Source organism: Sphingomonas sp. GW821-FHT10F11, from assembly GCF_058809095.1.
In genome coordinates, this window is sequence record NZ_JBXASH010000005.1 from 242,781 (window position 1) to 255,777 (window position 12,997).

General features: G+C 66.6%; 9 protein-coding genes. 8 read left to right on the forward strand and 1 reads right to left on the reverse strand.

Annotation, left to right across the window (positions count from 1 at the left end):
• Positions 1 to 10: 10 nt before the first annotated feature.
• A complete protein-coding gene (locus tag AC1RT8_RS16395) occupies positions 11 to 1,333 on the forward strand; it encodes an alginate export family protein (RefSeq protein WP_493076719.1) in 1,323 nt (440 codons plus the stop codon).
• A 311-nt stretch (positions 1,334 to 1,644) separates the two neighbouring features.
• Here AC1RT8_RS16395 and AC1RT8_RS16400 read toward each other — a convergent pair whose 3' ends face one another.
• Complete coding sequence (locus AC1RT8_RS16400) at positions 1,645 to 4,992, reverse strand: glycosyltransferase (RefSeq protein ID WP_493076720.1); 3,348 nt, start codon at positions 4,990 to 4,992, stop codon at positions 1,645 to 1,647.
• A 298-nt stretch (positions 4,993 to 5,290) separates the two neighbouring features.
• On the opposite strand from AC1RT8_RS16400, the gene AC1RT8_RS16405 reads away from it, so the two are divergent.
• The 7 genes from AC1RT8_RS16405 (at position 5,291) to AC1RT8_RS16435 (ending at position 12,933) form a co-directional block, all read left to right on the forward strand.
• Positions 5,291 to 5,743, forward strand: a complete 453-nt coding sequence (locus tag AC1RT8_RS16405; RefSeq protein ID WP_493076721.1) for a (2Fe-2S)-binding protein — start codon at positions 5,291 to 5,293, stop codon at positions 5,741 to 5,743.
• A 46-nt stretch (positions 5,744 to 5,789) separates the two neighbouring features.
• Complete coding sequence (locus AC1RT8_RS16410) at positions 5,790 to 7,958, forward strand: xanthine dehydrogenase family protein molybdopterin-binding subunit (protein WP_493076722.1); 2,169 nt, start codon at positions 5,790 to 5,792, stop codon at positions 7,956 to 7,958.
• Entirely contained in the window at positions 7,955 to 9,295 is a 1,341-nt protein-coding gene (locus tag AC1RT8_RS16415; protein ID WP_493076723.1) for a c-type cytochrome, read from the forward strand. Before AC1RT8_RS16410 ends, AC1RT8_RS16415 begins: the two co-directional genes overlap by 4 nt.
• A gap of 79 nt (positions 9,296 to 9,374) precedes the next feature.
• Positions 9,375 to 10,025: a DsbA family oxidoreductase gene (locus AC1RT8_RS16420; RefSeq protein ID WP_493076724.1), complete on the forward strand. Its 651-nt coding sequence runs from the start codon at positions 9,375 to 9,377 to the stop codon at positions 10,023 to 10,025.
• 339 nt (positions 10,026 to 10,364) lie between these two features.
• The gene (locus AC1RT8_RS16425; RefSeq protein ID WP_493076725.1) at positions 10,365 to 11,147 is read left to right on the forward strand and encodes a CDP-alcohol phosphatidyltransferase family protein; all 783 of its coding nucleotides are present in this window, start codon (positions 10,365 to 10,367) and stop codon (positions 11,145 to 11,147) included.
• Positions 11,144 to 12,232, forward strand: a complete 1,089-nt coding sequence (locus AC1RT8_RS16430) for an inositol-3-phosphate synthase (protein WP_493076726.1) — start codon at positions 11,144 to 11,146, stop codon at positions 12,230 to 12,232. The genes AC1RT8_RS16425 and AC1RT8_RS16430 overlap by 4 nt, the downstream gene beginning before the upstream one ends.
• Positions 12,229 to 12,933 (forward strand): NTP transferase domain-containing protein, encoded by a 705-nt coding sequence (locus AC1RT8_RS16435; protein ID WP_493076727.1) that lies wholly within the window; start codon positions 12,229 to 12,231, stop codon positions 12,931 to 12,933. The genes AC1RT8_RS16430 and AC1RT8_RS16435 overlap by 4 nt, the downstream gene beginning before the upstream one ends.
• Positions 12,934 to 12,997: the final 64 nt, after the last annotated feature.

The window sequence follows — 12,997 nt, forward strand, 5'->3', positions numbered from 1 at the left end:
GGGGAAGCCTGTGAGGAAGAGGATCGGCTGCCTGGCGGCCACATTATCGCTGGGCATAGGCGGTCTGGCTCATGCCGAGGACGGCAACTTCACGCTCGACGCCAATATCCGCATGCGCGCCGAGGCGATCGACGGCCAGTATCGCACCGGCCTTCCGGCCGACGATGCCGCCTTGCTGTTCCGCACCGACATCTCCGCCACCTATGCGAAGGGGCCGATTAGGCTCGGCCTCGAGATCCTCGATTCCCGCGTCTATTTCGAGCGCAGGCACAGCTCGATCAGCGCCAATGAAGTCGACGCGCTCGAACCGATCCAGGCCTATGTCGCCGCCGATCTCGGCGCCGGCCTCGCCGTCCAGGCCGGGCGTTTCACCATGGACCTCGGCTCGCGGCGCCTCGTCGCCCGGCCGATCAACCGCAACGACTTCAACAGCTTCACCGGCGCCCGGCTCGACTGGAAGAACAAGGCAGGCGACAAGCTGACCGGCTTCTGGACGATGCCGCAAACCCGCGTGCCGGAGGATTCGGCAGGGGTGCACAACAACCGTTTCGAACTGGACGAGGAACGGATCGATCGCCAGCTGTTCGGCGCGATCGGCACCAAGGCCGGGGTGATGGGCGGCACGGCCGAGCTTTACAGCTATCGCTTCGTCGAGACCGACGCGCCTGGTTTCGCCACCCGCAATCGCCGCCTGTTGACCTCGGGCATCCGCCTCTCTCGCGCGCCCAGGACCGGTACCCTCGACTATGACATGGAAGGTGCGTGGCAGACCGGCACCACCCGACTCAGCGCGGCCGCAAGCGACATCACCAATCACCGCGTCTCGGCCTGGATGTTCCATGGCGCTTTGGGCTGGAGCTTCAAGGCGGCCTGGTCGCCGCGCCTGTCGTTCAATGCCGACTATATGACCGGCGACAAAGCGGGGGGCAGCTTCAGCCGCTTCGATGGGCTGATCGGCGACCCGGCCTATGAGTTCACCCCGTCCGGCCTCTATTCGCTGATCATCCGCTCGAACATCGCGACCGTCTCGGCACGGATCGAGGCGAAGCCGAACGCGCGGCTCGATATGCATTTCAACCTGCGCCCGATCTGGCTCGCCACCGCGACCGACAGCTTCGGCAATTCCGGCGTGCGCGACCCCTCCGGTGCGGCCGGCCATTATGTCGGCACGCATCTCGACACGCGGGTGCGCTACTGGCTGATCCCCGACCGGCTGCAACTCGGCGCCGGGGGCGAGATCCTCTTCAAGGGCCGCTTCATGAAGGACGCGCCCAATGCGCCCCAAACGGGCAACACCCGCTATGGCTTCACGGACGCGACCGTCTTCTTCTAGGGCGGCGAGCGTTAAATCTGATCTGTTCGATTCAACATCGGCACGAACAATGCTGGGTACGAGCCCGGCGGCGCAGTCGGCGCGCCGCCCCGCTCCTTCTCATTGTCGGTCGAATATGAGGGGCATTTCTGCCGCGGATCAGCGGTAAAACAACGTCATTTTATCGCGTTTTGAGCAAGTTTTTCCGCTGTTATGCCGTAACAGGGAAAACATGCCCCAAAGCACTGATATCTCACGCAAAAAATACCGCTAAAATCCAACATAACAGCGGAAGAAAAAAAGTGGATCGGAACGGGTACGAAACGAAGGCTTCAGTTCGCCGTCACCCGCCCCGTCCGTGCCAGCTTGCCCCATCCGACGCGCGGGCCCCGCAGCGCCTGGGCGATCGCCTTCAGCACGACATAATACATCACCTGCCGGTACCCGATGCGCTGCGGGATCAGCAGCCACAACAGGCTCCATTTCTCGCGCCGCTCCAGCGCGAAGGCGATCACCGCCGCGAGCAGGTCGATCGCGGTAAAGACCAGCCAGTAGATCAGCATCTTCTCGACATCATGCTGAGTCTGCGCCCAGCCATGCGCCTCGACCGAGATCCAGGTCATGACGAAGCTGAGGATCAGCGCGAGATCGATGATCGGCGAGATCGCCGCAAGCACGATCTGGAACACGATCGCCTGGGGCAGGCCGACCCGCGCCAGCCCCTTCGGCTTCCCACGGGCCATCACCGCGCGGTGCTTCCACAGGCATTGCAGGGTGCCGTAGGCCCAACGGAAGCGCTGCTTGGCCAGCCCGGCAAAGCTTTCCGGACTCTCCGTCCAGGCGACGGCATATTGATCATAGTTGACCTTCCAGCCGGCACGCTGGATCGCGATGGTCAGGTCCTGGTCCTCGGCCAGCGTATCGTCGGGATAGCCGCCGACACTCTGGATCGCTGACAGCCGCCATGCCCCGACCGCGCCGGGCACCACCGTCATCGCATCGAGCCGGGCCAGTGCGCGCCGCTCCAGATTCTGCGCGGTGATATATTCCAGCGCCTGCCATTTGGTGACGAGGTTCACCCGGTTGCCGACCTTGGCATTGCCCGCCACCGCGCCGAGCGCCGGATCGACGAACCAGCGCGCCAGCCGCGAGATGGTGCGCGGCTCGAACTGCGTATCGGCATCGAGCGCAATGACGATCTCGCCCGTCGCCAGCTTCAGCCCTTCGTTCAGCGCCCGCGCCTTGCCGCCATTCTGCAGGGTCAGCAGCCGGACGCGGGGCTCGTCGGCAAAGGCTTCGGTCACCACCGCGCTGGTGCGGTCGCTCGAGCCGTCGTCGATCACGATCACTTCGATCCGCACGTCGACGCTCGCCAGCACGCCGTGCACCGCGCGCACGATCACCGTCTCCTCGTTGAACGCCGGGATCATCACCGTGACGAAGCGATTGGGATCGATCGCCGGAAAGATCGTCCGCCCCTCGCGCCGTGCCTGGATCAGCGCCAGCGCCGACAGCGTGACCGCCCGCAAAATGCCGATGCTGATCGCGAACAGGAAGATCCAGCCCAGCGCGGTGATGGTCGCGCCGATCGCGCCGAAGATGAAAAGGTCGGTCTCCGCCGCCACCCGGTCGCTCTCGGAGATGACCGGCATGGCCACGTCGCGCGGGATTCCCGCCAGGGTCGAGACGGGCACGAACTTGTACCCCTTGGCCCGCAGCGTCTCGATGATCACCGGCAGCGCCGCGACGGTCTGCGCGCGGTTGCCGCCCGCATCGTGCAGCAGCACGATATTGCCGCTCCGCTCGACATTGGATGCCTCCACCCCCGCAACGGTCAGGTCGATGATCGTCTGCACGCCCGGCCGTTTCCAATCGCCCGGATCGACGTGCAGCCCGACCGAGGTATAGCCCCGGTTCTGCGCCTGCAGGGCGGGCTCGATTTCGTCGGCCGTGGTCGGCTCGGCGTCCCCGAAATAGGGCGCGCGGAACAGCCGCAGCGATCGCCCGGTAAAGGCCTGGAACAGCCGTTGCGTGGTGTTGAGCTGGAACGCCGTCTCGCTGTCGGTCGCGCCGGCCAGATTGGGATGGGTATAGGTGTGGCTGCCCACCTCATGCCCCTCGGCCACCATGCGTTCGAGCAGCGGCCGCTCGGTCAGCGCATTCTCGCCGATGATGAAGAAGGTCGCGGGCACATGCTCGCGCTTCAGGATGTCGAGGATGCGCGGGGTCCATTCCGGGTCAGGCCCGTCATCGAAGGTCAGCGCCACCTCGCCCGGCCGGTATCCGGTCCGCGCCACGACATAGGGCGAGGGCAGCCGGACGAAATCGACCGTCGCGAGCGATCCGTCCTTCGCTGCCACCGCATGCCTTATGCCTTCCACCGGCACGCCCGCGATCTTCAATATCTCGCCGCTGCCCTCGATATCGACATCGGTGCCCGCCGGGATCGCATCGATCGCCGAGGGCGCCGGCAGCGTGCGATGCGTGCGCCCGAAGATCGACCACAGACCCGGATCCTCCGAACCGAGCCGCCACACCGCCACCGCGCCGATCCCGGCACGCGACAGGAAACGCATCTGGTTATAGGCCGACGCCGCGTCGAGCATCCACACGACGTGCCGCTCGGTGCCTTCCTCATAGGCGAAACCGCTATTGCCGCTCGCCCGGTCGAACACCGGCATCGCGCTCGATTCCCGCGCCGCCTGCCAGCCTTCGTCGATCGCCAGCGGATCGCCGCCCTTGCCGTGCCAGTCATAGCCGTAATTGCCGATCGCCACGACCAGCTTGGACGGCGCCACACCCCGCGACGCACGCGCGACTGCCTGTTCGAACCAGGCTTGCGACGCGATCGGCCCGGCCTCGCCGCCCAGCTCATGCTCGTCATACGCCATCAGGAACACGCGATCGACGATCGCGGCATAGGATTTCACGTCCCAGCCCGAATCCTCGCCGACCGGCACCGCGATCGCGACGATCCAGCCATGCCGCCCGAACCGCGCCTTGGCCTCGCGCAGAAAGGCGCGGTAATCGGGCTGGGCGCTGGGCGGCAGTTCCTCGAAATCGAAAAAGGCGCCGCCGGCCTGGTTCGCCGCGAGCCAGGGCTCGAGCTTGTCGAGCAACGCCCGGCGCTGCATCGGGCTGTCGAGCAGCGCCGCCATGCCCTTGCCGTCCCAATTGCCCTGGATCGCATTCTGGATCATCGGCAGCAGAAGCGGCCGGTGCGGCGCGCGGTTGAGGATCGCGCGTCCCGCCTGGTCGCGGAAGACGGTGATGCGGTGGTCGGCGCCCGTCACGGAAACCCAGCCGGGGATCAGCCAGTCGAGATCCTCGATATGCCGGCGCAGCGACGCGGCGCTCGATTCGTCCCAGGGCACATGGAAGCCGATCGCGATCGGCGCATTCTCGCGTACGCCGCGTGCCGGCCGGCCAGTCAGCAGCCGGGCATAATGCGTGAAGCCGTGCCGCGCCCGCTTCAGCAGTGGCTCGTGCGGCGGCGGCAGGCGGATCAGCGCGGGGTGCTCGGCATCGACCGGCAACAACGGCGCGCGCGGCACGGCCCCGATCGACAGCGCCAGTGCCGCGAAGGACAGCAGCACCAGCGCCACGAACGCTCCGACCGCAAATGCGAAGCGCCGGCGCCGGCGACCAGAAGCGTCATAGAAGATCGGGGTCAGGTTCATGGGGTTCCCGGAGAAGTCGTCGTCGTCAGATGGCGGCTATTTCATCTTCGTCATGGCATTGAGCCCTCGATTACATGACAAATCTGTCATCTCTGCACCATCATGCCAAGGTTTGGTGCGAGGTTTGACGCGGGGCCGCAGAGGGCGCCTTTTTCCACACTCCATCCGATGGTATGATGGACGCGGTCCCGGATACGGACGTAGCGCCGAGACCGTAGGCAGGCGCATCGCCTGCGCGTCGCCCAGCACATCGCTGGCGGCACCGATGGCCGGCCAGGGTCGGCGACAAGGGGGCGATATGCTCAAGCTGACGGTCAACGGCGCGGCGCATGATGTTGATGTCCCGGCGGACATGCCCCTGCTCTGGGTGTTGCGCGACATACTCGGCCTCACCGGTACCAAGTTCGGCTGCGGCATCGCGCAATGCGGCGCCTGCACCGTGCATGTCGATGGAGCCCCCTTGCGCTCCTGCCAGCTCCCGGTCGGCGCGCTCGGCAACCGCGCCATCACCACGATCGAGGCGATCGGCGAAACCTCAGCCGGCGCGCGCGTACAGCGCGCCTGGCTCGATCATGAAGTCATCCAGTGCGGCTATTGCCAGTCGGGCCAGATCATGGCGGCCGCCGCTTTGCTCGCCGCCACCCCCAAACCCGATGACGCCGATATCGACGCCGCCATGTCTGGCAATATCTGCCGTTGCGGCACCTATGTCCGCATCCGCGAGGCGATCAAAGCCGCCGCCACGCCCTGACATCGACCGACCTTCGCGCTTCCCCGCTCCTTCAAGGTCCCTGCCAATGTCCGTCCTCACCGCCCCTTCGCCAGCCGGACCCGCCCTCTCCCGCCGCAACCTGCTCCAGATCGGCGCGGCGGTAGGCGGCGGTCTTCTCGTCGGTTTCATCGCCCCCGGGATCGTCGCGGACGCGGCGACGCCGGGTTTCGCGCCCAACGCATTCATCCGCATCGACCCCGCCGGCAAGGTCACTCTGATGATGCCGCAGGTCGAGATGGGCCAGGGCGTCTATACCTCGATCTCGATGATCCTCGCCGAGGAACTCGACGCGGACTGGCGCCAGGTGGCTTATGAACATGCCCCGCCGAGCGACGCGCTGTACGGCAATCCGGCGTTCGGCCTGCAGGCGACCGGCAATTCCAATTCGATCCGCGCTTTCTGGCTGCCCTTGCGCAAGGCCGCCGCGGGCACCCGCGCTATCCTGGTCCAGGCCGCCGCCGCCGGCTGGAAGGTCGATCCGGCGAGCTGCCGCACAGAAGCGGGCGAGGTGATCCATGACCCGACTGGCCGCCGCATCGGCTATGGCGCCCTTACCGGTCGCGCCGCGGGGCTGAAGCCCCCCGCCGATCCGCCAATCAAGGACCCGAAGGACTTCCGCCTGATCGGTAAGCCGCTCCGCCGGCTCGACACGCCCGAAAAGGTCAACGGCCAGGCGAAATACGGCATCGACGCGATGCCCCCGGGCGTGAAGTTCGCCACTTTCGCGCATTCCCCCGTGTTCGGCGGCACGGTCGGACATGTCGACGACAGCGCTGCCAAAGCCGTGCCCGGCTTTAGGCAGGTTGTGGTGCTGGACGATTTGGTCGCGGTGGTCGGCGATCATATGTGGGCCGCGCTGCGGGGCCTCGCGGCGCTGAACATCACCTGGATCGAAGGCGCCAACGCCGGCGTCGACACCGCCCAGGTCCGCGCCGATCTGGTCAAGGCCAGCCAGCGCCCCGGCGTCAACGCCAAGAATATCGGCGATGTCACCAAGGCGCTCGGCAAGGATCCGATCGCGGTCACCTATGACGTGCCCTTCCTCGCTCATGCGCCGATGGAGCCGATGAACTGCACCGTCCATGTCACGCCCGGCGGGTGCGAGGTCTGGACCGGCATCCAGGTGATGAGCCGCGCCCAGGCCGCCGCCGCCAAGATCACCGGCCTGCCGCTCGACAAGGTGATCGTACACAACCATCTGCTCGGCGGCGGCTTCGGCCGGCGGCTCGAGGTCGACCAGGTCGAAAAGGCAGTGCGCATCGCGCAGCGGGTCGACGCGCCGGTGAAAGTCGTGTGGAGCCGCGAGGAGGACATCCAGCACGACGTCTATCGCCCCGCCTGGCACGACCGGCTGAGCGCGACGCTCGAGGATGGCAGGATCAGCGCCTGGCACCATGTCATCACCGGATCGTCGGTGCTGGCGCGCTGGCTGCCGCCGGCCTTTGTCGGCGGCCATGATTTCGACGCAGTCGATTGCGCCCAGGACATGCCGTACGACATCCCCAATTTCAGAGTGGACTTCGTCCGCGAGGAGCCGCCCGCGGTGCCGACCGGCTTCTGGCGCGGCGTCGGCCCGGCGCATAACGTCTTCGTCATCGAAAGCTTCATCGACGAACTGGCGCACAAGGCGGGTATCGACCCGGTCCAGTTCCGCATGAACATGCTCGGCAAGGCGCCCCGCCTCCAGGCCGCGCTCCGCGTCGCCGCGCGGAAATCGGGTTGGGGCACCCCCCTGCCCCCGCGCGTCGGCCGGGGCGTCGCGGTGCAGCCCGCCTTTGCCAGCTGGATCGCCACCGTCGCCGAAGCAGGCGTGTCCGAGGACGGCGAGGTCACGCTCCGCCGGATGGTCTGCGTCGTCGACACCGGCATCGCGGTGAATCCGGACACGATCATCGCGCAGCTCCAGGGCGGACTGATCTTCGGCCTGACCGCCGCGTTGCACGGCGAGATCACCATCGAAAAGGGCCGGGTGCAGCAGAGCAATTTCCACGATTACCGCATGCTCCGCATGAACGAGACCCCGCCGATCGAGGTGCACATCATGCGCAGCGGCGAGGCGCCCGGCGGCATCGGCGAGGCCGGCACGGTCGCGGCAATGGCGCCGCTCGCCAACGCCATCTTCGCCGCCACCGGCAAGCGGCTACGCCGCCTGCCGATCGACCGCGACGTGCTGGCCGGGAGGAAAGAAGCATGAGCCGTCGTCGCATCGTACTGAGCGTTATCGCCGCCATCGCAGTGGTGGGCGCGGGGGTCTTCGCCTGGATCGCCTTCGGCCCGGGCGCGATGGATTTCGCCGGCGGGCACCGCGTGTCGCTCGCGGAATATCGCGGTCCGGCGGTCACCGGCGTACCCGCCGATTTCGCCTCGGCCGATCCGGTCGCGCGCGGCAAATATCTGGCGCTCGCCGCCGATTGCCAGGCCTGCCACACCGCCAAGGGCGGCGTGCCCTTTGCCGGCGGCCTGCCGTTCAAGCTGCCCTTCGGCACGATCTGGTCGCCCAACATCACCCCCGACAAGGCGACCGGGATCGGCGGCTGGACCGATGCGCAGTTCCTCGCCGCGCTGCGCGAGGGCAAGGGCCCCAAGGCGCATCTCTATCCGGCAATGCCCTATAGCGCCTACACCTGGATGACCGATGCCGATGCACTGGCGATCCGCACCTATCTCGCCACGCTTGCGCCGGTGAAGCAGCAGCGGCCCGGACTCACCTTCTCCTTCCCGTTCAACCAGCGCTGGCTGATGTCGATCTGGGGTGGCCTGTTCAACCCGAACCGCCGCTTCGAACCGAACACCAATCGCAGCCCCCAATGGAACCGTGGTGCCTATCTCACCGAGGCGCTGGCGCATTGCGGTGAATGCCACACGCCGCGCAACCTGATGCAGGCGCTCGACAATCGCCGCAAATATGCCGGCGCCGTCGCCGCCGGCTGGCGCGCGTTCAACATCACCGCGGACAAGGCGACCGGCGTCGGCGACTGGAGCGATGCCGAGCTCGCGCAATATCTCTCGCAAGGCCACGCGCCCGGCCGCGGCACCGCCACTGGCCCGATGGGCGAAGCGGTCGATCTCAGCCTGCGCCACCTGACCCCGTCGGACATCGCCGCGATGGTCGTCTATCTCCGCAGCATCCCCGCCGTCTCGACGCCCGACCAGCCCCATCCGGCCCCAGGCCCGGCACCGGCCGGCCATCGCCTCGCCGTCGCCGACGAGGCTGCCCCGCTCGGCAAGAAGATCTTCGAGGGCGCCTGTATCGGCTGCCATGCGTGGAACGGCAATGGTGCGCTCACAGGCCTCGCCACGCTTAACGGCTCGAGCGCGGTCAACGATCCCGGCGCGACCAACGTCGCGCAGGTGGTGATCCTCGGTGCTCGGCGCGTGACGGCACAGGGCGACATGGTGATGCCTGCCTTCGGCCATGCCTATAGCGACGCGGAGATCGCCGCCGTGGCGAACTACGTCACCGCCCGCTTCGGATCGAAACCATCGAAGGTGACCCCGAAACAGGTCGCGGCGCTACGCAAGGCGAGCTGAACGGCTCCTCTTCGCCCGTCATTGGAATTCCCGTCCCGGCTCCTCATATGAGCGGTGTCGCCGCTTGATGAGGATCCCGATGCCCCGTCCGATGAAGATCGATTTCGTCTCCGACGTCTCGTGCCCCTGGTGCATCATCGGGCTGCGCGGGCTCGAGGAAGCGCTGGCAAAGACCAGTGACGCGGTCGACGCGCACATCACTTTCCAGCCGTTCGAACTCAATCCTGCCATGCCGCCAGAGGGCCAGAACATCGTCGAGCATGTCGCCCAGAAATACGGCTCGACGCCGGAACAGTCCGCCGCCAATCGCGAGATGATCCGCGCCCGCGCGGCCGAACTCGGCTTCGCCATGCGCGGCACCGACCAGAGCCGCATCTACAATACCTTCGACGCCCACCGCCTGCTCCACTGGGCCGAGATCGAGGGCCATCAGGCCGCACTCAAGCACGCGCTGTTCCAGGCCTATTTCACCGACCAGCAGGATCCGTCGAACCATGACGTGCTCGTCGCCGCTGCGGAAAGAGCCGGCCTCGATCCGGAAGCTGCGCGCGAGGTTCTGACGTCGGGCCAATTTGCTGAGGAAGTGCGCCGCACCGAGCAACTCTGGCAGTCGCGCGGCATCAGCGCGGTGCCGGCCATCGTCATCGACGATCGCTACCTCATCTCAGGCGGCCAGCCGCCCGAGGCGTTCGAACAGGCGCTGCGCAGGATCGCGGCCGAAGCGGCTTGAACGTCACCGAGTCGCGGCGACGAAGGGGGATCGAGATTTGGGGGGACATAATGCGAGAGCCAGCGGCCATTGCGGGATCGATCCCGCCATTTTGGCGGGAATCCCTATGAGGCGGCAGCGGAATACCGCTTTTGCCTCCCGATCCGGCACATTCCGGTGCAACGGTCTGGCGCGAATTTCCTGTACTAGATTAACATTCTTTGGACTTCGGCGTCCTGACGAATATATGACGTGCGCATGACAACGCCTCCACCGGACGGGTCGCGGGATCGCCGGATAGAGGATCCTACCAACCTCTGGATCATTCACCCTGCCGGGCGCGCCCTTTTGCCCTGGGCGGTGAAGCACCGCGTCTCCGCCAATCTGGTCTCGGTGGCGGGGCTCTGTTTCGGGATCATGGCCGCCGCCGCTTATGCCCAATGGCATGACTGGCGATTCGCCCTGGTCGGTCTCGCTCTCTCGATCTGCTGGCTGATCGCCGATGGACTCGACGGTATGGTCGCCCGCGCGACCAATACCGCCAGCGCGATCGGCCGCATCCTCGACGGCGTGTGCGATCACGGCGTGTTCATTCTGATCTATGTCGTCATCGCCACCACGATCGGCACCGGCGAAGGCTGGGCCTGGGCCCTGGGCGCCGGGGCCGCCCATATCGTCCAGTCGAGCCTCTATGAGGGCGAACGCGCCCGCTTCCACCGCCGCGCGCGCGGGCTGGCGCGCGGGCCGGTGGTTCCGGGGTCGGGCAATATCGTGGTCCGCATCTATGACTGGATCGCCACCGCGATCGACCGTGCCTCGATCCGCTTCGACGCCCTGTTCGAGGACCGCAGCCTCGCCCCGCAGCTCGCCACGGCCTATGCGGCACGGGCGGCGGGGCCGATGCGGTTGATGATCCTGTTGACCGCCAATGTGCGCGTCTATGCGATCTTCCTCGCCTGCCTCTCCGGCGATCCCCGCTGGTTCTGGTGGTTCGAGCTCGTGCCCCTGTTCCTCGTTACCGCTATCGGGATCGGCTGGCACCGCCATATCGAGGCCGTTATGGTGCGTCAGTTCTCGGCAACCGCGCGCGTGGCTGCCGCTCCCTTATTTTCATTTCACTCCAAGGATATCAATCGACCATGAACAGCATTCGGATCGCCCTGGTGGGCGTAGGCAACTGCGCAAGCTCGCTGGTGCAGGGCCTGGAGCATTATCGGGACGGCGCCAACGACACGGTCGGCCTGATGCACTGGGAACTTGGCGGCTATCGTCCGAGCGATATCCAGGTCGTCGCCGCCTGGGACGTCGACAAGCGCAAGGTCGGCCGCGACGTGGCCGAGGCGATCTTCGCCAAGCCCAATTGCACCGCGATCTTCTCGCCGGTGGTCAAGCCGACCGGCACCAAGGTGAAGATGGGCAAGATCCTGGACGGGGTTGCCGAGCATATGGAGAATTATGCCGACGACCGCACCTTCATCATCGCCGACGCCGCCGAGCCGACCCGTGAGGAAGTCGTCGCCGAGCTGAAGGCGTCGGGCACCGACGTGCTGATGAACTACCTGCCCGTCGGATCGCAGGAAGCCAGCGAATTCTACGCCGAATGCGCGCTCGAGGCGGGCGTCGCCTTCGTCAACAACATCCCGGTGTTCATCGCCAGCAACCCGGAATGGGCGAAGCGCTTCAGCGATGCGAACGTGCCGATCATCGGCGACGACATCAAGGCGCAGCTCGGCGCGACCATCGTCCACCGCGTGCTGACCGACCTGTTCGCCAAGCGCGGCGTGAAGCTGGATCGCACCTATCAGCTCAACACCGGCGGCAATACCGACTTCCTCAACATGTCGAACCGCAAGCGCCTCGCCTCCAAGAAGGTGTCGAAGACCGAGGCCGTCCAATCGGTCGCGGCCGAGCGGCTCGAGGACGAGAATATCCATGTCGGCCCGTCCGACTATGTCGCGTGGCAGAACGACAACAAGATCTGCTTCCTGCGCATGGAAGGCCAGCTCTTCGGCGGCGTGCCGATGAACCTGGAACTGCGCCTCTCGGTCGAGGACAGCCCCAACTCGGCGGGTGTCGCGATCGACATGATCCGCTGCGCCAAGCTCGCGCTCGATCGCGGCCTGGGCGGCCCGATCGACGGCGCCTCGGCCTATTTCTGCAAGCATCCGCGCACGCAGATGACCGACGATCTCGCCCAGACCGCCGTCGAGGAATTCATCGCGGCGTGATCGATACAGCGATCCTGCTCGCAGCCGGCGAAGGCAGCCGGCTGCGGGCCATGGCACCCTATAAGCCGCTCTGCGTGGTGGCGGGCAAGACCCTGCTCGAACACGCCGTCACCGGCTTCGCCGCGGCTGGCCTCAGCCGGGTCATCGTCGTGCTCGGCTATGGCGCCGATGCGATCACCGCTGCCCTTGCCGCGCGCGACTGGCCGGTGACGATCGAGACGGTGATGTCGGCCGACTATCGCAAGCCGAACGGCGTGTCGGTGCTCGCCGCCGAGGCCGCCACGCGCGGCGGCGAGGCGCTGCTCGCCATGTGCGACCATCTGGTCGATCCCGCACTCTACCGGCTGCTTGCCGAGACCGGTGCGCAGGGCGGCCTCACCCTCGGCATCGACCGGCTGCTCGAGCAGGAAGCGGTCGATATGGAGGACGTCACCCGTGTCGCGACGAACGGCGACGCCATCGTCGCGATCGGCAAGGGCATCGACGTGTTCGATTGCTTCGACACCGGCGTCTTCGCGATCGGCCCGGCGCTGTTCGAGGCACTGAAGCGTTTCGAGGCGCCCTCGCTCAGCGCGGGCGTCGGTTACCTGGCTGGCCAGGGCCTTGCCCGTGTGGCGGACTGCACCGGCATCACCTGGATCGATGTCGACGATCCCAAGGCGCATGTGCTGGCAGAGCGCTGGGCCAGCGCTCAGGTCTGAACGCTTTCGCGCGCTTTCTTTTGCTCTTCCCCGGGGAAGAACGGGAGACTTTCGGCGTAGCACT